We start from the raw sequence: 20957 nt of genomic DNA on the forward strand, positions 1-20957 counted from the left end.
CCGGACACGAGGCCCCATGACCAGACATCCCGTCCTTCCTGCGCTGTCACTGGCGGCGTCAGTCCTGCTGGCGCCTGCCGTCGCGTTCGCGCAACCTGCGGACGCGCCGCCGCCGCTCCTCGAGCTGCGTCCAGGCGACCGCGTCGTGCTGGTCGGGAACACGCTGGCAGACAGGCAGCAGTACTTCAACCACTTCGAGACGTCGCTGCTGGCGCTGTATCCACAGCTCGAACTCTCGATGCGCAACCTGGGATGGAGTGCCGACACGCTCACGCTCCAGCCGCGTCCGCTGAATTTCGGCCCCGCCGAGCAGCACCTCGCGACGTACAAGGCCGACGTGATCCTCGCGTTCTTCGGCGCGAACGAGTCGTTCGAGGGCGAGGCAGGGATTCCGCGGTTCGAGAAGGATCTCGAGGCCTACATCGAGAAGCATCGCGGCGCGAAGTACAACGGATCGGAGGCACCGCGCCTCGCGATCGTCTCGCCCATCGCGCACGAACGCCTCTCGCGTCTCGTGCACGTGGACGTCGAGCGACGCAATCGCGAACTGGCGCGCTACACGGAGGCGATGCGCCGCGTGACGGCCCGGCTCGGCGTGCCGTTCGCGGACGTCTTCACGCCGACCAGGGACGCGATGGAGACGGCCGCGGCACCGCTCACCGTCAACGGCATGCACCTCAACGAAGACGGCGACAAGGTCTTCGCCGTCGTGCTGCTGACGGCATTGGGTCTCGCTCCCGAACGACTGCCCGCGGGCTCGAAGAGCTACGCCGACCTGCGCGCGCTCATCGAGGAGAAGAACCGCCTCTTCTTCCTGCGCTGGCGTCCGCTCAACGCCGAGTACGTGGTCGGCCGTCGCGTCGATCCGTTCGGATCGGTGAACTTTCCCCCTGAGATGAAGCGCCTCGACGAGCTCGTCGCCGCGCAGGAGAAGCGGATCTGGCGCCAGGCGCGAACGGTGCTCCCGCGTCCCGCGCGTCCGCCGCGATCAACGAGCCCCGTGTCGCTCGACCAGCAGGAGGCCCGCTGATGGTGCGTCGCTCGAAGACGCGCGTTGGCGCCGGCCTTGCGTCGATCGTCGGCCTCGCGTCGATCCTCGCGGTGCCTGCACCGGCCAGCGCCCAGGTGGCCGACGGGGCGGAACCGAACCGCGGGGCGGCGCTCGATCTCGCGTCGCAGGATCCGAAGGTCGCGCTCGAGCGGATGAAGGTGGCCGACGGGTACGAGGTGAACCTGTTCGCGTCGGAGGTCCAGTTTCCCGATCTCGCCAAGCCGTTGCAGATGACCTTCGATGCACGTGGCAGGTTGTGGGTACTGACTTCGCCCACGTATCCGCACGCACTGCCGGACCAGAAGCCGAACGACAAGCTGATCGTCCTGGAAGACACCGACGGCGACGGTCGCGCGGACAAGAGCACGGTGTTCGCCGACGGGCTCTACATCCCGACCGGTTTCGAGCTCGGCGACGGCGGCGTGTACATCGCGCAGCAGCCGATGCTGCTGTTCCTGAAGGACACCAACGGCGACGGCAAGGCCGACGAGCGCCGCATCCTCTTGCACGGGTTCGGCACCGAAGACAGCCATCACTCGATCCACGCGTGGCAGTGGGGCCCAGACGGCGCGCTGTACTTCCAGGAAGGCACGTTCCTGCACTCGCAGGTCGAGACGCCGTACGGCCCGCGGCGCATGGCGTATGCCGGCGTGTGGCGGTACGAACCGCGCACCGAGAAGTTCGACGTCTTCGTGTCGTACCCGTTCGCCAACCCGTGGGGACACGTCATCGACGCGTGGGGGCAGAACTTCATCAGCGACGCCTCCAACGGCTACAACTACTGGGGCACGGCGTTCTCGGGTCACGTCGACTATCCGCGCAAGCAGAAGTCGATGCAGGAGTGGACGCTCACGCGCGTACGGCCCACGAGCGGCAGCGAGTTCGTCAGGAGCCGCCACTTCCCCGAGTCGGCACAGGGCAACTTCCTCTACAACAACGTCATCGGGTTCCTCGGCATCAAGCAGTACAAGACGATCGAGCAGGGGTCCGGCTTCGTCGCCGTCGAGGTCGAGCCGCTGCTGCAGTCGCCCGATCCGAACTTCAGGCCCGTCGGGATGCAGTTCGGCCCCGACGGCGCGTTGTACGTGATCGACTGGTTCAATCCGCTCATCGGCCACATGCAGTATTCGATTCGCGACGCGCGGCGCGACAAGTCGCGCGGCCGCGTGTGGCGCATCACGGCGAAGGGGCGTCCGCTGCTCACGCCGCCGAAGATCCACGGGGCAACGATCGCCGAGCAGCTCGATCTGCTGAAGGTCTACGAGGATCGCACGCGCTATCGCGCACGAGTCGCGCTGCGCGAGTGGCCGACGGCGCAGGTGATCCCCGCGGTGCGGCAGTGGGTGGCCAACCTCGATCCGGCGGATCCCTGGTTCGAGCACCATCTGCTCGAAGCGCTCTGGGTTCACGAACACAACGACGTCGTCGATCGCGAGTTGCTGACGCGCGTGCTCGGGGCGAAGGAGTTCCGCGCGCGTGCGGCTGGCGTGCGCGTGCTGCAGCACTGGTTCGACCGCGTGGATGGCGGCATGTCGCTCCTGGCGCAGGCGGTCAAGGATTCGGAACCGCGCGTGCGGCTCGAAGCGGTGCGCGCACTCAGCTTCGTGCCGACGGCTGACGCCGCGAGTCTCGCGCTCGAGGTCCTCGCGCAGCCGATGGACTACTACCTCGACTACGTCCTCGATTCGACGATGACCACGCTGGAACCGGCGTGGAAGCCGGTCGTGACGGCGGGTGACACGTTCGCGCGTGGCAACGACGCGGGCGTGTCGTACGTGCTCGATCGCCTGGCGCCGGAGGATCTCGTACGTGTGAGGCGCAGCACTCCTGTGTATCGCGCGTTGCTGTCGCGCGCGGGGATCGCGCCGGCGGCACGTCGTGAGGCGCTCGACGCGCTTGCGGCACAGCAGGGCTCGTCGACGCTGCAGGAGATCGTCGCGGCAGTGGCGCGGGTCGACGGTGTGCCCGCGAAGTCGCCGGTGGCCGCCGACCTGATGCAGGTGCTCGCCACGCTGCCGGCGTCGCAGCTCGCAGGCTCGCGCGCCGACATCGAACGGCTTGCGCGGGAGGGCCACCACGACAGCGTGCGTGAAGGCGCGTACGCGGCGCTCATGATCGCGGACGGCGACGCGGGTCCTGCGTGGCAGGCGTCTGCGGCATCGCCGCGCGCGCGCGTGGATCTGTTGCGCGGTGCCGCTCGCCTGCCGCAGGGGCCCGTGCTCGACAGCCTGCGCACGCGCCTCCTTCCCGAGTTGCGCACCGCCTCTGTCGGTGGTGGCGCGGCGCAGATCGCGGCGCCCGTCGCAGGGCGGTACGTGCGGCTCGTGCGTCCGGGCGCGGCGCAGGTGCTGAGCGTGGCGGAGGTCGAAGTCCTCAGCGGCGGGCAGAATGTCGCTCGCGGCGCCACCGCCACGCAGTCGAGCATCGTCGCCGATGGCGCGACGGGTGGTGAGCCGCGTCGCGCGATCGATGGCGGCGTCGACATGGCGGCCGGCGGGTCGGACCCGAAAGCCGGAACGCACGCGTTCACAGGGGCGCAGAACGATCCGTGGTGGGAAGTGGACCTCGGGGCGGAGCGGCCGATCGAATCGATCAGGCTGTGGCCGGCGGGGCCCGGGGAGCGCGCGGGTCTGTCGATCGCCGTGCTCGACGGCGAGCGCCGCGCGGTATTCGTGCGCGACGGCTTACGCATCACGGGCAGTCCGGAACTCGTGGCCATCGGCGGCGACCTGCGCGCGGCCGTCGATGCCGCAGGGATGCAGGTGCTGCCGCAGTTGACGGGTCACGAGGCAGACGCCGTGGCCGTGCTGGCGGCGTTCATGCGCGAGCCCACACGACGCCAGGTGGCGATCCGCGTCATGCGCCGGCTGCCGGCGTCGGCGTGGCCGCCCGGATCGCTGGCGCCGCTGGCCGAGACGCTGCTCGCGCACGTGCGCGAGATTCCATCAGCCGAACGGACGGGGCCGGCATTCCTCGAGGCCGTGGGGTTCGGTCACGAACTCGCGGCGCGTCTGCCCGACGCGGAACGCGCGACGTTCACCAAGGCGCTCGATGCGCTCGTCGTGCGCGTCATCCGGATCGAAGCCGTGGCCGCGCAGATGAAGTTCGATCTCTCGCGCATCACCGTCGGCGCCGGCGAGGAAGTCGTGATCGAGTTCGTCAATCGCGACGAGATGCCGCACAACCTCCTCGTGGCCAAGGAAGGCGCGCTCGAGACGGTGTCGCTGGCTGCAGAGGCGATGGTGTCGTCGCCCGATGCGTTCGGACAGAGCTTCATCCCGAAGACTCCCGAGGTACTCTTCGCGATTCGCCTGCTGCAGCCGGGCGAAACCGTGCAGGCGCGCTTCACCGCACCGAAAGTCCCCGGGAGTTATCCCTTCGTCTGTACCTTCCCCGGTCACTGGCGCACGATGAACGGCATCGTGCAGGTGCTGCCCCGGCCCGCGCAGGTGTCAACGCAATGAGAGGACTCATGACTCACGAATCACGATCGGCGATCGGGCGGCGCCTCGGCGCGGCGGCCCTGCTGGCGGCGTGCGGCGTGGCACTCGCGCTCGTCTCCGGCCGCGCGCCCGTTGCGAACGCGCAGGGCCGCGCGCCGCTCGTCGTCTTCGTCACGGGAGACGATGAGTACCGGTCCGAGATCACGATGCCGATGATCGCGGCGATCCTGGAGAAGCGGCACGGCCTGCGCACGTCGGTGGCGATGGCCCGTCCCATTCCCCAGACGAAGGCCAACATCGAAGGCCTCGACGCGCTTGCCGACGCGGACCTGATGGTGATGTACACGCGCTTCCGCGCGCTGCCCGACGATCAGCTCGCGCGCATCACCGGGTACGTCGAGTCGGGCAAGCCCGTCGTCGGCCTGCGAACGAGCACGCACGCCTTCATGTATCCGCAGGGCAGCCCGCACACGGCGCTGAACGACGGCTTCGGCCGAGAGGTCTTCGGTCAGCGATGGATTACGCACCACGGGCACCTGTCGACGACGGACGTCACTGTCGACGGGGACCACGCCAGCCATCCGATCCTGCGTGGCGTGACGCCGTTCCACGCGCGCTCGTGGCTCTATCACGTGCTGCCGCTGAACGGGCCCGCCACCATCCTGCTCAACGGAGACAGCCGCAACTCGCAGCAGACGGCCAGGGCCGCCGAGTATCCGCCGCGCCAGCCCGTCGCCTGGACGCGCGAGCACAAGGGTGGCCGCGTGTTCTTCACCACGCTCGGTCACCCGGCCGACTTCTCCGAGGTGTCGATGCGCCGGCTGCTGATCAACGGCATCCTGTGGGCGCTCGGCAGAGAGGTCCCCGCCGCGGGGGCAGACGCCACGCCCATCACGCCGTACGTCGCCCCGGAGAGCTTCGATCTGTCGAAGGTGCCGAAGGGGAACTGAGCGCGTCCCGATGACGGCATTCCGATACCGCGTCCGGTCGGCCGTCTGTCTGAACTCGTCACACCCGCCTGGATGGCGGCGATCCCGGGCCGCCTGATTGCCGCGCCCGCAGGCCGTGGCGCTGGCTCGCGGTTTGCAATCGGCGGTACCGTGCATCGAACGCCCGTGTCCGTGCTCGACGGACTGACGCTTCCCGGCCTGACCGCCGATCTCGAACGCCGGGGCGTGAGCGATCTGGTGAGCCATTGGCAGATGACGCCGGCCGAGCGCGTGGCGCTCGATACACTGCTGCGCACACGGACAATCGACTGCGCGATCGAGATCGGCACGGCCCAGGGTGGCAGCCTCGCGGTCATCTCCAACTATGCACGACGTTCCTACTCGCTCGAGCTCCTGCCGGAATCGAGCGAGCGACTCCGTGCCCGCATCCCGAGCGCGGTGTTCCACGTCGGCGATTCGCGCCGGACGATTCCGCTCGTTCTGGAGGAGATCCGGCGCGAAGGCCGCGACCTCGACTTCGTGCTGGTGGATGGCGACCACTCGCGAGACGGCGTGCGCGCGGACATCGAGGCGATCCTGCAATGGCAGCCGCGCCGGCCCCTCACGATCCTGATGCACGACAGTCTCAACCCCGACTGCCGCTTCGGCATGCGTGAGGTCGCCTGGGCATCGCATCCACACGTCCACGCCGTCGAGTTGGACTTCGTGACCGGGTACACGATCGCGCAGCCGGACGGGTCGTTCGAGATGTGGGCCGGCCTCGGGCTGGCGCTCGTGCTGCCCTCGGAGCGCCGGGACCCACTGACGGTGGTCGAGCGCGCAGGGGCGCTCTTCGAGCGGATGCTGCCCCTCTCGACTCACGGTCCGCGGGACTTCTCGCGAGCGACACGCCGACTGGCGTCGCTTGTACCCGCGTGGCAGTCGCGAGGATCTCGCATCGCCTTCTACGGGACCGGGAGCCACACGCAGGCCATGCTCGGCCAGGTGCCGGAACTGCTTCCACTGGTGACCTGCTTCGTCGATCGGCTCGGCGATGGCACGTTCCTCGGCCGCCCACGAGTCGCGCCGTCGGCGTTCTCTCCAGCCGTCGCCGACGCGGTCGTCTATTCGAGTCCGATTCACGAGGCCGCGATGTTCGCGTCGCTGGCCTCGCAGCCGGTGGAGCACGTGCGACTGTATGCCTAGACGCGCGCGTCCGCGTTCTTCCTCGCGCGTGTGCATCGTCACGCCCGAGTTCCCCGGGCCGATGCGCTGCGGCGGCGCGGGTACGGCGGTGTACTGGCATGCCCGCACGCTCGCGGACGCCGGCATCGCCGTCGATGTGCTCCTGACGGCTGACGTCGAGATCGGAACGGCGGAGCGCTGGACGCGACGACTGGCCCTCGAACTCGGCATCACGTTCGTCGAGGCCCACTCGTGGATGGCACGTGAACGACCCGACGTGGCCGAGACGCGCTTCTCGCCAGGCGGCAGCAACCTGATTCGTTCGCAGTGGGTCCTCGAGTTCCTCCGAGCCCGCCCGTATGACGTCGTGTACCTGCAGGACTATCTCGGGCACGGGATGGCAGCGTTGCAGGCCCGCGCCGCCGGTCTGGACTTCCAGGACACGCGATTCGCGCTCACGCTGCACGGACCCACGCGATGGGCACTCGACGGCCTGGAGATGTTCCCATCGTCACCCGAGACGCTGGGGGTCGACCATCAGGAGAAGACGTCCGTCGAACTCGCCGACCGCGTGTTCGCACCGTCGCGATACCTGCGTGAGTGGGCGGTGAGCCAGTGGCATGTGAGCCGGCGCGACATCGACGTGCTGCCGTATTGCTTCACCGATGCGCCGACACGTCGGCGACGCGTCGTCCATGGGCCGTTTCGACACCTCGTTTTCTTCGGCCGGCTCGAAACGCGCAAGGGCCTCGAGAACTTTCTCCAGGCGGTGACGTCCAGCGCCAGCCTGCGGCGGGACGTGCGACAGATCACGTTTCTCGGCAAGAGTGGAACTGCCTCGAGTACGAGTGGCCGCGAACTGATCGAGCGGACGCTCGGTGAAGGGGGGGCGCCAGACTGGCAGATTCTCGATACCAAGGACACGTTCCAGGCGTGGGACTGGCTGCAACGCCAGCGCGACGTGCTCGTGGTGGCGCCCAGTCTGTCCGACAACCTGCCCTACGCCGTCATCGAGCTCTTCCAGCGCCGATTGCCCTTCATCACCACCGATATCGGCGGCATCCCGGAGATCGTCGGCGACAACCCTGGTGTGATGTGCGCGCCCTCGGCAGCCGCGTTGCGCGAGCGGCTCGAGAACGTGGTCGGCGTCGGCCGGCTTGCCGTTGCGTACGACACGGGCCATGACGCGCGCGCGGCAAGGAAGGCGACGCTCGCCAGGCACCGCGAGCTGGTGGCTGACCAGGCTCGCGCCACGAAACGGATCCGGTCGAAGCGTGTCGTGACGCGGACATCGGCGCGTCGATCGCGCACACCCGACGTCTCGGTGGTCGTGACTCACTTCAACTACGGTGGATATCTGCCGTACGCGCTTCGCTCGCTCGCGAACCAGCAGTGCAACTTTCCGTACGAAGTGCTGGTCGTCGACGATGCATCCAGCAGGGCGGACCATCGGGACGCGTTTCTGGCGATGAGCCGCGAGTACGCCGGCGATCGGCGGTTCCGGTTCTTCCCCGAGACGGTGAATCGCGGTGCGGGTGGTGCCAGGAATTTCGCGGCAGCGCACGCGAAGGGCAAGTACCTGGTGTTCTTCGACGCAGACAACGAGGCGCTGCCCGATCTGCTGGCCGTCTACCGGCAGGCGATCGAGACGTCAGGTTGCGACGCGATGTCGTGCTATGTCGCCATCGTGCAGCAGGACGACTACGCGGCTCCCCGATCGATCGGTCCTGTCAAGGCAGACGCGATCTATGCACCGCCTGGCGGCAGCATCGAAGCCGGTTACTTCGCCAACGTGTTCGGCGACACGTGTGCCATTCACCGCCGGAGTGTCTTCGAACGAGTCGGCGGGTTCTCCGCCGACTCACCCTGGTACCGACGCCTGCCATCCGGTGACTTCGACTGGGAGCTCTTCGCGAAGCTGAACCTGGCCGGCTTCAAGGTCGGCGTCGTCCCACGCGTCCTGTTCCGCTATCGTTCCAGTTCGGCCAACCAGCAGAGCCAGAACGTTCGGTGGCATTACCGGATCCGGTCGATCATCCGTGCGCGATACAGCACGCCTGACGCCCGACGACGTGTCGACTGGGAATGGATGCTGGGGCTGACCGAGGCGTATCGCTCGCACCAGGCGGTGAGCGGGCGCTCACATTACGACCATCTGGCCGGGTTGCCTGACGATCAGCTCATGATGCTCATCGGGCGACGTCCGGGCGGGCAGCACGGCGAGACGATACGCCGGATACGCGAGCGACTGGCGCCACTGGCTGCGAGCTGGGACGGCACGAAGCCGCGCGTCTTCCTCTACGGTGCCGGACTGCACACGCGCGTGCTGCTCGGCGTGGTGCCTGAACTCGCACGCATGGTCGTCGGGATCATCGACCGCAGTGCACAAGTGGCGTTCCTCGACTGGCCGGTGATGACGCCGGACCAGTATCGTCCAGCCCCGCGGGACGTCATCGTGTATTCATCGAAGGAGCACGAAGAGGTGATGTACGCCGGCTTCGCTCACCATCCGGTGGAGCACGTGCTGATCCACCGCACGCCGCGTGCCGGCGTCACCGGCGTGTCGCCACGTCGCACCGAGGCGCGCACGGCGTCGTAGACCGTCGGGCACGTGTCAAGCGACAGGAGAAAGTACCCCCTCCTGCACGAAAACTGCCCCTCTGTCTGTTGATCGGTCCGTGCCGGTGTCATCAGGCGCGACGCAAGCCGATCGAATGCCAACCCGGGCAGATACGGCAGAATGGGGGCGTGGCCGTTGCGATTGTGAGGCTCGGAACTCCACGCCTGCCCGATGAGGGGCTCAGGCTCGGCACCGTCCGTCGTCCACCACGCGGCGTGCCCAAGGAGGAGTTCGCCGCGCGCGATTTCTACGACGTGTGGGTGCCGATGCTGGCGCCGAGCGAGTCGCTCGTGGGGATGGCGCTTCACGCGCACGACGACAAGACATGGCGCACGTTCGTCCGCCGCTACCGCGCGGAGATGAAAGTGCCAGAGGCGTCGCACCTGCTCGACCTCCTCGCGACGCTGTCGCGCCGGACGAACTTCTCCGTCGGCTGCTACTGCAAGCTCGAAGAGCGCTGTCACCGGTCGGTGCTGAGAGCCCTCCTCTCCGAGCACGGCGCCACGATGGCCTGACGCCTCTGCACGACCGCGAGGAGTCAGGTGATACCCGGACTGACGACGACTACCGCCGGAATCACCAGACTGATTGACCGTAGCCGCCGCATTTATCCGGCGGTCAGTGCATGTGCGCTGAGCTGGTGCGTCAGCCGCTGCTGCGCGTGGGGGTGGTACCGGCGGGCGCTCCTGTTGCGCCATCCGGAGATCCGTCGCTCCGGCGCGGGATCTCGTGCAAGGCGTGGGGACCCCCAGCCCCACGCCCGTGACTCGCCTGCGCGACGGATCTCGTGAACCGTGACGGATGGCTCCACAAGTCGCGCCCGCCGACACCACCCCCCCGCCCGTCGGATGCAGGAGCCCGAAGTGATGAGCCCGCCGCGAAGTGTGCGGGGCGGCCCCTGCCTGCCTTCCGTAGCTGCGCAGCAGCGGAGAGGGTGGCCGCCCGTGGGCCCGGGTGGATTCGAGCTCGCGGGCGAGCCGAAGGCGGAGCCGCGAGCCTGAAGGCTGGTGGCCCCACACGACGAGCAACGCGAGGCGTCGTGGCGCGGGTGGATTCGAGCTCGCGGGCGAGCCGAAGGCGGAGCCGCGAGCCTGAAGGCTGGTGGCCCCACACGACGAGCAACGCGAGGAGTAGTGGGCCCACCAGGATTCGAACCTGGGTCCAACCGATTATGAGCCGGCGGCTCTGACCGCTGAGCTATGGGCCCTCGCAGGGGCGAGAAGCAATTCTGCCATGGCCGACGCGACGTCACGCGGTCGCCCCGCGTTCAGAGTCCGAGTTGCGCCTTTGCGCGGAGCCGTCCGCGCAGCTCCCAGGTTCGACGAGCACCTGCACCAGGACAGCATCTGCCGGCGTGTGTGTCGTCAGCAGATGCGAGTCCGGCCCCACGAAGGCCCGCAGCGACGATCACCGCGCCGCTGACCTCTGGACTCCTTGTCCATCGTCGCGTCCACCAGGTGGAGTGACGAATTGGTGTACCGCCCTCGCGCTTGCGCTCGGCGACGCCGATCTCGATCTGTTCGCGCGCTTCAATGGTCTGACGTTGCCTGACGCGCGGCACGTGCCCGGTGGATGCTGCCACTCACTGATGCGGCAGCGCGTGGCAGGGCGGCGTCGAGCAGGTGGCTTCCGGGTCGGCTGACGTCACGCCGAGCAGCAGTCCCTCCGCGGCACGCGCGGGATCGGCGCACGAGGCAACCCGAGGTCGATGCCGGAGAGAGGCGGGGATCCGCCTACGGCACGACGCTCTTCAACCTGTACACACCCACTGCGTCCATCACGGCGGTCCCGTTGGAGACGAGGGCGCGGTTGCCGAGACCGGCGTCTGAGCGGGACAGTGCGGTGACGCGGGCGAGCTCGCCGCGGACGGTCATGCCGGCGCCGTGCAGGAACGCGCCAGCCACCTCGCGCAGGGCGGTGTCGCGCGCCACGCGACGGCGCAGCTCGTCGGGGAAGCGCCCGACGGCCAGCGTCCAGATGTACGTGAAGCGCGGCTCGTACAGCACCTCGCTCGGCACCACGAGCATCGCGGCCTGCAGTTGGTCGAGCGCCACGGCGAAGCGGCGTGCGTCTGTGACGCCCGACTCCTGCCGCAGATCCATCGTGGCCATCTCCCACTCGGCGCGCAGGACTTTCAGCACGGCACGCGCATCGCGGCCGAGGCGCTGTGTCTCGTCGGCGCGCTTCACGCCCCACAGCGCGTTGAAGTGCGGGATGAGCCGCGGCGCGACGAACGTGGCCCTGCCGCGCGCGAGCTTGCCGTAGTACACGCGCCCGCGCCGCAGCACCTCGTCCTTGATCCGCCAGGTGAGCGACGCTTCCGGGTCGTGCTGCACGTGCCGTGGCATCACGGCATCCCGCCGTCCGCACACGGCGATGTACAGCGACGGCCCCGGCTTGCGCGTGTCGGTGAGGCAGGTGGCGAAGCCGACGCGTTCGATGAAGCGTTCGGCATCTTCCGCCGTGGCGACGCGCAGGGTCTCGTCGCGGCGCCAGTGCCCGTCGCGATGCTCCTCGACGGCTTCAGGCAGCGGCGGGCGTCGCGCGGGTCCAGGGACGAACGCGATTGGATGTCTCCTGCTTACGGTTCGTCGGCCGACGGCCCGTACACCTGCGGCACGGTCGACCCCATCGGCCGCAGGTACGTGGTGATCTGGCCGCGATGATGGACGAGATCGAAGAGGAAGCTCCAGGCCATCTGCGCGGCTGGCCGCGAGCTGCCGAAGAACTCCATCGAGCCGCTCCAGCGCTCGTCAGGCAGCGCGGCCCATCGCGCGGGCATCGCGGCGGCCTGGGCGTCGTACGCAGCGAGCACGTCCGCCATCGTGGCCGGCGCGGGAGGAGGCGTCCACTCGAAGGTGCCCTTCTCCATCGCGTCGATGAGCATGCCCTCTTCGCAGACGATCTGCCACGCGATCTCCTGCGCCGTGCGCGACTTCGGGTCGGGCGTGTACGTCGAGCCCTCCGGGATGCGCGACAACACCGTGCGCGTCACTCCGGACTCACGAGTCCAGAACCCGAGGAACAATGCCTTCTCGTCCATGTGAATGCCTCGCGACGTGTCTCAGTCGTAGCCGTCGGACGTTGTCCGACGTTCGTTGACGATGTTCCGCCTGATGAGTCCGACGGCTACTGCCGTGCGGTCTTCTGCAACTCCGCCGCCACGCGCTGTACGTCGTCCATCACGCGCAGCAGGTTGCCGCTCCACAGCTTGCCGATCTGCTCCTCGGTGTATCCGCGCCGTACGAGTTCGATCGTGACGTTGAGCGTCTCGTCGGCGCCGCTCCAGCCGTCCACGCCGCCACCGCCGTCGAAGTCCGACGAGATCCCCACGTGATCGATGCCGATCTTGCGGACGAGGTAGTCGACGTGATCGACGAAGTCCGCCACCGTTGCGCGGGGCACGGGGTACTTCGCGTTGACGGCCGCCATCCTCTTGCGCAGTTCCGCGCGCTGGTCGTCGGTCATGGCCCCGAAGCCGCCAGCGGGGATGACCTTGCGGACTTCGACCATCGCCGCGGCGCGCTCGGGTGAATCGGCAGGCTTGATCTTCACGTAGCCGTCGAACGCCACCGTCTGCACCACGCCGCCGTTCTGCTTCACCGCCGCCAGTTCCTCATCGTCCAGGTTGCGGCTGTGATTGGCGACAGCGCGCGCCGACGAGTGCGAGGCGATGACGGGCGCCTTCGAGAGCGCCATCGCCTGCAGGTTCGACTGCTTGGACGGATGCGAGAGGTCGATCATGAAGCCCACGCGGTTCATCTCGGCGATGGCCTGCTTGCCGAGCGGGCTGAGACCGCCGTGCAGCCACTTGCCGTCGGCGTCTCCGGTGTTCGAGTCGGCGAACTGGCTGTGGCCGTTGTGCGCGAGCGACAGGTAGCGGCCGCCGCGGTCGTGGAACTCCTTGATGCGCGAGAGGTCCGTGCCGATCGGGTACGCGTTCTCGACGCCGATGAGCGCCACCTTCCGGCCCGACGCGGCGATGCGCCGCACGTCGGCAGCCGTCAACGCCAGGCCGATGCGGTCCGGTGCGATCTGTTCGGTGAGCCTGTGGATCGCGTCGAACTTGTCGATCGCACTCGCGTACGCCTTGTCGTAGCCCTCTTTGGTCAGCGGTCCCTGACCCACGTAGACGATGAAGAACGCGGCGTCGAGACCGCCCTTCTCCATCTTCGGAAGGTTGACCTGCGTGTCGATGGCGCTCGCGTAGCCCTTCGGGCCGGCCACGAAATTGCGCGGATCGATGTCCACGTGCGTGTCGAGGGTGATCACGCGCTCGTGTATGGCGCGAGCCCGTTCGACGAGCGCCGGGTCGGCCGGCTGAGCGGAAGCACCTGCGGCAAGAGCCAGCAGGCCGGCGAGAGCGAGGATGGAGGGTGGAACGCGGAGACTCATGGGTCACGATTGTACGGCGCGCCGGTCAATGGAAGTCGCGGCTCTTGATCGATGCGCGCATCCTGGCGGCGCGCGGGACCCACAGGCGCCTGGCGATCAGGTGGACGACATGGTCCTTCGCTTCGATCGTTCCGGTGACCCCGAGCAGGGGCGCGGTCCGCGCGACAACCGAGAACGCCTCGAACGTGCGCGCCCAGATCACGAGATTGACGGAGCCTGTCTCGTCCTCGAGTGTCATGAACGTCACGCCGGAGGCGGTCTCCGGACGCTGGCGGTGCGTCACGACGCCGGCATACCGCACGGTGGTGCCCGACGGCGTCTTCTGCGCGGTCTCCGCATCGCAGATCCCCTGGCGCCTGAGCGCGTGCCGCAACGACGCCATCGGATGTCCGCGCACGCTGTGCGAAGACGCCCGGTAGTCCCAGGCGACGGTCTCTCCCGAATCGAGGGGCAGGAACGTCGGGACGGGCACGTCCTGCGCACCTGCAAGCGCCAGCGGCAGGCGCGCATCGAGGACGGCACCGGGCATTTCCCACAGCACGGCGCGGCGCGACGGATCGAGGCTCTCGAACGCACCCGCTTCGGCCAGCACGTCGAGCGCCCGCCGCCCGAGCCCCGTTCGCCGCGCCACGTCGGCCAGCGACGCGAACGGCGCGTGCGCGCGCGCCGCGAGTAAGCTGTCGCACTCCTTCCGGGCAAAGCCCTTGACGAAGCGAAGTCCCATCCGCACCGCGAATCGGCGGTCGTGCGCATCGTCGACGGATCCACAGTCGCACGACGCCGGCCGCTCGACATCCTCGAGCGTGCAATCCCATGCGCTCGCCTGCGCGTGCACCGGCCGAACGTCCACACCCTGCCGCTTGGCATCCTCGATGATCGTCGCCACGGAGTAGAAGCCCATCGGCTGTGCGTTCAGCAATCCGCACGTGAACTCCGCCGGATAGTGCCGCCGCAGCCATGACGATGCGTAACTGATGATCGCGAACGAGGCGGCGTGGCTCTCGGGGAAGCCATATTCGCCGAAGCCCAGGATCTGTTGATAGACACGCTCCGCGAACTCGGGCGCGATGCCCTTGGCCACCATGCGCGTCACGAGCCGTTCCCTGTGCTGTTCGAGACGACCCGACCGACGCCACGCGGCCATGTCGCGACGCAACTGGTCCGCCTCGCCGGGCGTGTAGTCGGCCGCGACGATCGCCAGCTTCATGACCTGCTCCTGGAAGAGCGGTACGCCAAGCGTTCTCTCGAGCACGGGCTTCAGGCAATCGTGCGGATAGATGACGGCTTCCTCACCTTTCCGCCGGCGCAGGTACGGATGGACCATGCCCCCGACGATGGGGCCGGGCCGCACGATGCTGAGCTGGATGACGAGGTCGTAGTAGTTCCTGGGACGCAGCCGCGGCAGCATCGACATCTGCGCACGCGACTCGATCTGGAAGACGCCAACCGTCTTCGCCGCTCCGATCATGGCGTAGGTCGCCTCGTCGTTCTCCGGAATCGAAGCCATCGACAGATCCACGCCGCGATGGCTGGCCAGCAGGCGAAAGATGCGATCAAGCTGCGTCAGCGCGCCGAGTCCCAGGATGTCCACCTTGAACAGCCCGATCGCGTCCACATCGTCCTTGTCCCACTGGATGACCGTGCGATCGGCCATCGTGGCGTTCTCGATAGGCACGATGTCGTGTACCGGTTCGTGCCCCAGGAGGAAGCCGCCAGGGTGGATCGACAGATGCCGCGGTGCCTGGAGAATCTCGCTGCTCAACTCCAGGAGATGTCGATGGAGCGGCGCCGCCGGGTCGAGCCCCACGTCGCGAAGCGTGTTGATGGACACCTTCCCGTGATGGGACAGCAACCGCGCCAGTCGGTCGAGTGTCGTTTCCGACAGGCCGAGCGCCTTGCCGACATCGCGCACCGCCGACCGTGGCTGATAGCGGACGACGTTGGCCACCATCGCCGCGTGTCGACGGCCGTACTTCTCGTAGATGTGCTGGATGACTTCCTCGCGCCGTTCGTGCATCACGTCGAGGTCGATGTCCGGCGGCTCGTCGCGTTCCCTCGAGAGGAACCGCTCGAAGAGCAACTGGACCCGCTGCGGATCGACAGCGGTGATGCCGAGCGCATAGCAGACCACCGAGTTGGCCGCCGACCCTCTGCCCTGACAGAGAATCTTCTTCGACGCGCAGAACGTGACGATGTCGTGCATCGTCAGGAAATAGCCGCCGTAATCGAGCTCGTCGATGAGCGCCAGTTCCTTGTCGATCTGCTCGAGCACCGCATGAGGCGTCTCGCCACCGTACCGGTTCCGAGCCCCTTCATATGACAGATGGCGAAGCCACGAGGACGACGTCAGCCCTCCTGGAACGTGTTCAGCGGGATAGCGATACCTGAGCTGATCCAGCGAGAAGCGGCAGCGCGACGCGACGTCGACTGTGAGCGCGACAGCCGCCTGGTCGTCGGCAAAGAGCGTTGCGAAATTCTGATGACCGAGGAGCGCGTGTCCGGCGTTCGGTTTCAGCAACCGGCCGGCTGAATGGACAGTGACGCCGTGACGGATGCAGGTCATCACGTCCTGCAGCGCGCGCCGCGCGGGGTCGTGATACAGCACTTCGACAGCCGCCACGACGGCAAGACCGTAGCGGGCCGCTCGTGCTCGCAGGCGCGCCTCTTCAGCGGTCTCCGTGTCTCGACGATGACGTGCGGCCATGGCGTACAGCCGATCGCCGAAGGCGTCGCACAGCATGCCGGCGGCCGGATCGATCTCCTCATCGGACTCGCGCACGAGCATGCTGGTGTCTCCACCCCAGAGCGCGAGCAGTCCGGCGGCATGGCTGCACACCTCATCCCACGTGACCAGCGACTCTCCCTTCGGCCGTCGTCGTCGTCCGATCGTGATGAGGCGACAGAGATTCGCGTAGCCGCCGCGATCCTGTGCGAGCAGGACGATGGTGGAGGGGGTCGTCGACGCATCGACGGCGCCAACAGTGACCTGCGCACCGACGATCAGATGACGGCCGCGCTGCTTCGCTTCGACGTGCGCGCGAACGATGCCGTACACGCCGTCGCGGTCGGTCAGGGCCAGCGACGGCAGGCCGAGCGTCTCCGCCGTTTCGATCAACTGCTCCGGGTGGCTGGCGCCTTCGAGGAACGAACCGTTGCTCTTGCACCAGAGGGGGACGTAGGGCTGTGCCGTCACTCCACGCACCCCTGAAGGAAGAAGCGCTTGTGGCGATGGTCGAAGTAGACCCACAACAGCGTGCCGTCGCCTGTCGGTGCGAAGTAGTAGTCGCGACGGACACCGCTGCCGACCCACCATCCGCCGGACACGGTATAGGGACCCGAGACGGATGCTGGTGAACTTGTCGTCGACAGCGTGAAGCCAGGAGCCAGTGGAATCGCCGGCGTGTAGATCCGCCGCACGAGCGGACGCGCGGTCACGACGATGGGTGAGGCGCGCAGCGGGATGCGATCGATCGGCTCCCATTCGAATCGGGCGGCAGGCAGATGCGCGTTGCCGATGCGCGCGCGCACGACGGCGCGCTCGCCGAACTCGGCACGCAGCCGCGCGAATGCCTGGTTGGCCAGCTCGGGATCGCGCCGCGCATGGAGCGGGAACAGCCGGCGCTGTTCGGCCGCGTCGGGGCATGTCGTGGGCGTGATCCGCAGCGTCGTGATACCGGAGGGCAGGCGCAGTGCCTCGAGGCGCAGACGGACGAGCGCCAGCAGCTGCGTGGCGTCGAGCGTGGGCGTTGCCGGACGCACGTGCTCGGTCAGCGTCGTGCGGTTGTCGAGCGTCATCCCCAGCGTGAGGGCGACGATGGCGTGCGCTCGCGCGTCGATCGCGGCGACGAGCGAATCGAGCAGGCGCTTGACGATGAAGATCAGCCGCTCGGTGCTGATCTCCGGCGTATCGAAGTGGATCAACCGTGTCTGCGGTTCTTCCGGCGCGACGGGCGCGAGTGGTGCCCACCGGTGTCCGCCCGCAAGCTGATACACCGCGTGCGCCGACGCGCCGAATCGCTGCCGGATGCCGTCGGCCGGCAACTGCAGGAATCCGCCCAGCGTCTCGATGCCGAGCGCGGCCAGTCGCGTGAGGGCATCTGGATCGAGATCGATGGACGACAGCGGCACACGCTGGACCGCGACATGTTCCTCATTCGCGTTCTCGCACACGGTGATGCCCGGATGACATCTCGCCAGGGCGTAGACGCCGAATCGCGTGAATCCGACGGCGACGGCGGCGCGCATCCCGGCGCGCCGCATCTCGAGGCGGACCGCCTGCGCCCAGTCGCGCAGCGAGGGATAGAGCCTGTCGAGTCCCTGCGCATCGAGCCAGAAGACGCCGGGCATGTCGGTCGACGGCTCCACGTGCGGCGAATGGCGTCGCAGGCGATCGGCGAGATCGCGCGTGTGCTGCGCGAGCTGCGATGGCGCGACGACGCCGGCCCGAAGATCGCTGGCCAGGGCGAGCGCCGTCGCATAGCGCTGGCCGGGGCGTACGCCACGTTCGCAGGCACGCGCGTTCACGAACTGCACGAGCGCCTGTGGCGCGTCGGCTTCGACCACCGCGCACGGCAGGCGCATCCATTCCGCCCGATCCTTCAGGAGGAGCTGGAGCGGGAGCACGGGAAGATCAACGCATGCCCACCGATCCACGGCATGCCTCCACGTGATGCCATCCCGGTGCGCGGCGCTTGTCCTTGAGGGCGCGGACGCACACGTCGTAGCGTCCGCTGCACGCGCTCCACTGCGCCTCGGCGCGCAGCGAGATCAGCGAGTTGATCGACGCCGCATCAGGCGACTTCTTCGTCAGCATCAGCACGGCTGCGTGATGCGTGCGCGCAAGGGCCAGGAGTCGCATCAGCAGCGGCACCGGCAGCGCGTGCGGTGATGGCTCGGGACGCGCGCGTGCCGTGTCGTTGGCCAGGTCGACCACCACGAGCCCGAAGCCGCCCGAGCGGACGAGATGCTCGGCGGCCCGTCCCGCGGCGCGCGTGTGATCGATGCGCACCACCGGCAGCGACTCGACGTCCACGCCGCCGGCCGCCACGTCCGGCGGGAAGAACGTGCCCTGTCCGCACGTGACCCATGCCGCCCGATCGCCACAGATCTGCGCCTCGAGCACGAGCCCGAACGCCGCCGTCAGGCGCGCCGCCGCCTGCTGGCCCGACAGTTCCACCAGGCGGCCCGCCAGATCGCTCAATTGCCAGAGCGGCGGATGGGCCGGCTCGGGAAGCACCGGTGCCGACGCTGCGGCAAGCGTGTCGAGGCGCGAAGCGAGGGCCAGCATGGGGCCCTCTACTATAGCGAAAATAAAGCGAAGATGCGACGCTACGACGCGCTCGAGGCGAGGAGCTCGTCCAGCTGCGCAAACGTCTCGACCATCGCATCGGCCGCTCCGGTACCGGCCGCGTCGAGCGCTTCCTTCGAGGGATGGAGCTCGTGCAGGACCAGCAGCGTCCTGCCCCCCGTTTCCTCGAATGTCACCGTGGTGACAGGTCCGCCCTCACCGCCTTCCTCATTGGTCCACACGAGGCGCGAGTGCGGTGCCACTTCGAGGTACGTACCGAAGAACGCCATTCCATCGGGTTCGAACTCGAGACGGTACGTGCCCCCGACGCGAACATCCATCTCGCAGGAACGCAGGGACATGCCCATCGACTTGGGAAGCCACCACCGCGTGAACAGCTCGGGCCTGGTCCACGCCTCGAACACGATGCGCGCCGGGGCGTCGAAGGTTCTCGTCACGACGAGCTCGCGCTCGGACGTCCGTTCCACTGTCGTGCGGTTCTCCATGGTTGTGGGCTCACTTCCTCTTCCTGCGTCCATCGACTGTCTCCTTCCGTTCCAGTTCCTCGACAACCGTGTCCAGCGCGCTGAAACGCGCGTCCCAGAGCTGACGATGTCTCTCGAGCCATGCCGCCTCTTCCTCCAGCCGGCCCGGGCCGAGCCTGCAGGTCCGCACGCGTCCGACCTTCTCCGTGATGACGAGCCCCGCCTGCTCCAGCACGCCGACGTGCTTCTTCATGCCCGTGAGGGTCATCCGGAACTTCTCGGCAAGGTCGGTGATCGACGCGTCTGCGCGCCCGAGCTGCTCGAGCACGCCGCGTCGGGTGGTGTCCGAGAGCGCGGCGAACGACGCATCGAAGCGGGCGGGGCAACACTGAACCATATGGTTCAGTATGTCTATCACGCGAAGTGGCAGCCCGCAAGAGGGAGTTCGTGGACGCCCGGATTCGTGCTGGCGTTCGAGGTTGCGCTACCCGGTCGCGGCGCGGTGACGGGGGTGGTCCTGGCCGATCACGTCAAGAACCTGGATTTGGGACGCCCGACGAGTGGAGTTCGCCGCGACTGCCCCGACCGAGGTGCTCGCCGACGTGAGGGCACGGCTCCGCGCGCTCCTCGAGTTGTGAGCGCCTGTCGTCAGTCAACTGTCGGCAGCGCGTGCCTGGTCGGGTCCTCGTCGCGTGATCAGGTCGGACGTGCGATGCCAGCGGGCGTATGCGCGTCGCGCGTACGCGAGTCGTTCAAGCGGTGTCGGATACCTGCGGCGGAACCAACGGGCGAGTTCCAGCACGCGCTCGCGTTCGGCGTCGCTTGTCGGCGCGTCAAGATAGGCACGCGCTTCGGCCGGCGTGACTCGGCGTTCTCGCAGCGCGTCGATCCTGTTCGAGTCACCCATGTTCACTCTCCGACTCGAGCGCGCGGAGCAACCGGATGTCCTCGATGTCTTTCGGCCGCGCGGCGAGTCACCACTCCGCACGGAGGGTCTGCCCGACAGAACCCGCGCCTCAGCGCTGCAGAACGCACGGGCCGAAGCCCGTGCGCTCCATGTGGGAGGCGACCGCTACGAGCGGCCTTCGAGGAACGCCTTCAGCTTGCGGCTGCGCGACGGGTGGCGCAGCTTGCGGAGCGCCTTGGCCTCGATCTGCCTGATGCGCTCGCGTGTGACGGCGAAGTTCTGGCCAACTTCCTCGAGCGTGTGCTCGCTGCCGTCGCCCACGCCGAACCGCATCTTGATGACGCGCTCTTCGCGCGGCGTCAGCGTCTTCAGCACGTCGTCTGTCTGTTCCTTGAGGTTCAGATTGATGACGGCCTCGGCCGGCGACACGATGTTGCGATCCTCGATGAAGTCGCCGAGGTGCGAATCCTCTTCCTCGCCGATCGGTGTCTCGAGCGAGATCGGCTCCTGCGCGATCTTGAGGACCTTGCGGACCTTCGCGACGGGGATGTCCATCCGCTGCGCGATCTCCTCGGAGGTCGGTTCGCGCCCTAGTTCCTGCACGATCGCGCGCGTGATGGCCTGACGGATCCACCACGTGGCGTACGTCGAGTAC

At 68.0% G+C, this 20957-nt stretch carries 16 protein-coding genes and 1 tRNA gene; 7 read left to right on the plus strand and 10 right to left on the minus strand.

Features of this window, described 5'->3' with window-relative positions:
• Positions 1-16: 16 nt before the first annotated feature.
• The 6 genes from IT182_15180 (at position 17) to IT182_15205 (ending at position 9743) form a co-directional block, all read left to right on the plus strand.
• Complete coding sequence (locus tag IT182_15180; GenBank protein MCC6164692.1) at positions 17-1030, plus strand: SGNH/GDSL hydrolase family protein; 1014 nt, start codon at positions 17-19, stop codon at positions 1028-1030.
• Positions 1030-4515 carry a dehydrogenase gene (locus IT182_15185; protein ID MCC6164693.1) on the plus strand — a complete coding sequence of 1162 codons (3486 nt, stop codon included), beginning with the start codon at positions 1030-1032 and terminating at the stop codon, positions 4513-4515. The genes IT182_15180 and IT182_15185 overlap by 1 nt, the downstream gene beginning before the upstream one ends.
• Positions 4516-4523: 8 nt before the next feature.
• On the plus strand, positions 4524-5444 hold the full coding sequence (locus IT182_15190; GenBank protein MCC6164694.1) for a ThuA domain-containing protein: 921 nt from the start codon (positions 4524-4526) through the stop codon (positions 5442-5444).
• A gap of 165 nt (positions 5445-5609) precedes the next feature.
• Complete coding sequence (locus tag IT182_15195) at positions 5610-6629, plus strand: class I SAM-dependent methyltransferase (protein ID MCC6164695.1); 1020 nt, start codon at positions 5610-5612, stop codon at positions 6627-6629.
• Between the two features lie 28 nt (positions 6630-6657).
• A complete protein-coding gene (locus tag IT182_15200; GenBank protein MCC6164696.1) occupies positions 6658-9207 on the plus strand; it encodes a glycosyltransferase in 2550 nt (849 codons plus the stop codon).
• Between the two features lie 149 nt (positions 9208-9356).
• Positions 9357-9743 carry a DUF488 family protein gene (locus IT182_15205; protein MCC6164697.1) on the plus strand — a complete coding sequence of 129 codons (387 nt, stop codon included), beginning with the start codon at positions 9357-9359 and terminating at the stop codon, positions 9741-9743.
• 619 nt (positions 9744-10362) lie between these two features.
• On the opposite strand, the gene IT182_15210 is transcribed toward IT182_15205, so the two are convergent.
• Positions 10363-10435 (minus strand) — tRNA-Ile (locus IT182_15210).
• A 255-nt stretch (positions 10436-10690) separates the two neighbouring features.
• On the opposite strand from IT182_15210, the gene IT182_15215 reads away from it, so the two are divergent.
• Positions 10691-10870, plus strand: coding sequence for a hypothetical protein (locus tag IT182_15215; GenBank protein MCC6164698.1), 180 nt, complete (start codon positions 10691-10693; stop codon positions 10868-10870).
• Positions 10871-10961: 91 nt separating this feature from the next.
• On the opposite strand, the gene IT182_15220 is transcribed toward IT182_15215, so the two are convergent.
• The 9 genes from IT182_15220 to IT182_15260 all read right to left on the minus strand — a co-directional run.
• Entirely contained in the window at positions 10962-11576 is a 615-nt protein-coding gene (locus IT182_15220) for a hypothetical protein (GenBank protein MCC6164699.1), read from the minus strand.
• Between the two features lie 233 nt (positions 11577-11809).
• Positions 11810-12271 carry a maleylpyruvate isomerase N-terminal domain-containing protein gene (locus tag IT182_15225; protein MCC6164700.1) on the minus strand — a complete coding sequence of 154 codons (462 nt, stop codon included), beginning with the start codon at positions 12269-12271 and terminating at the stop codon, positions 11810-11812.
• A gap of 86 nt (positions 12272-12357) precedes the next feature.
• Positions 12358-13623 (minus strand): dipeptidase, encoded by a 1266-nt coding sequence (locus tag IT182_15230; protein ID MCC6164701.1) that lies wholly within the window; start codon positions 13621-13623, stop codon positions 12358-12360.
• A 25-nt stretch (positions 13624-13648) separates the two neighbouring features.
• Positions 13649-16936: an error-prone DNA polymerase gene (locus IT182_15235; GenBank protein MCC6164702.1), complete on the minus strand. Its 3288-nt coding sequence runs from the start codon at positions 16934-16936 to the stop codon at positions 13649-13651.
• Positions 16937-18253: 1317 nt separating this feature from the next.
• Positions 18254-18910, minus strand: coding sequence for a recombinase A (locus IT182_15240; protein ID MCC6164703.1), 657 nt, complete (start codon positions 18908-18910; stop codon positions 18254-18256).
• A gap of 41 nt (positions 18911-18951) precedes the next feature.
• Positions 18952-19416: an SRPBCC domain-containing protein gene (locus IT182_15245; protein MCC6164704.1), complete on the minus strand. Its 465-nt coding sequence runs from the start codon at positions 19414-19416 to the stop codon at positions 18952-18954.
• A gap of 10 nt (positions 19417-19426) precedes the next feature.
• Positions 19427-19792 (minus strand): winged helix-turn-helix transcriptional regulator, encoded by a 366-nt coding sequence (locus IT182_15250; protein MCC6164705.1) that lies wholly within the window; start codon positions 19790-19792, stop codon positions 19427-19429.
• A gap of 255 nt (positions 19793-20047) precedes the next feature.
• Positions 20048-20302, minus strand: a complete 255-nt coding sequence (locus tag IT182_15255; GenBank protein ID MCC6164706.1) for a hypothetical protein — start codon at positions 20300-20302, stop codon at positions 20048-20050.
• Positions 20303-20467: 165 nt separating this feature from the next.
• Positions 20468-20957: sigma-70 family RNA polymerase sigma factor (locus IT182_15260; protein MCC6164707.1), on the minus strand; the 490-nt coding region annotated here is incomplete at its 5' end.

This window comes from Acidobacteriota bacterium, assembly GCA_020845575.1.
In the GTDB taxonomy this organism is placed as follows: Bacteria; Acidobacteriota; Vicinamibacteria; order Vicinamibacterales; family Vicinamibacteraceae; genus Luteitalea.

Coding starts and splice junctions, on each gene's coding strand:
- IT182_15245 (MCC6164704.1), bottom strand. CDS start 19,416: ATGGAGAACCGCACGACAGTGGAACGGACGTCCGAGCGCGAGCTCGTC.
- IT182_15185 (MCC6164693.1), top strand. CDS start 1,030: ATGGTGCGTCGCTCGAAGACGCGCGTTGGCGCCGGCCTTGCGTCGATC.
- IT182_15190 (MCC6164694.1), top strand. CDS start 4,524: ATGACTCACGAATCACGATCGGCGATCGGGCGGCGCCTCGGCGCGGCG.
- IT182_15225 (MCC6164700.1), bottom strand. CDS start 12,271: ATGGACGAGAAGGCATTGTTCCTCGGGTTCTGGACTCGTGAGTCCGGA.
- IT182_15255 (MCC6164706.1), bottom strand. CDS start 20,302: ATGGGTGACTCGAACAGGATCGACGCGCTGCGAGAACGCCGAGTCACG.
- IT182_15180 (MCC6164692.1), top strand. CDS start 17: ATGACCAGACATCCCGTCCTTCCTGCGCTGTCACTGGCGGCGTCAGTC.
- IT182_15235 (MCC6164702.1), bottom strand. CDS start 16,936: ATGGTGGGTCGGCAGCGGTGTCCGTCGCGACTACTACTTCGCACCGAC.
- IT182_15220 (MCC6164699.1), bottom strand. CDS start 11,576: ATGCCACGGCACGTGCAGCACGACCCGGAAGCGTCGCTCACCTGGCGG.
- IT182_15230 (MCC6164701.1), bottom strand. CDS start 13,623: ATGAGTCTCCGCGTTCCACCCTCCATCCTCGCTCTCGCCGGCCTGCTG.
- IT182_15250 (MCC6164705.1), bottom strand. CDS start 19,792: ATGGTTCAGTGTTGCCCCGCCCGCTTCGATGCGTCGTTCGCCGCGCTC.
- IT182_15240 (MCC6164703.1), bottom strand. CDS start 18,910: ATGCTGGCCCTCGCTTCGCGCCTCGACACGCTTGCCGCAGCGTCGGCA.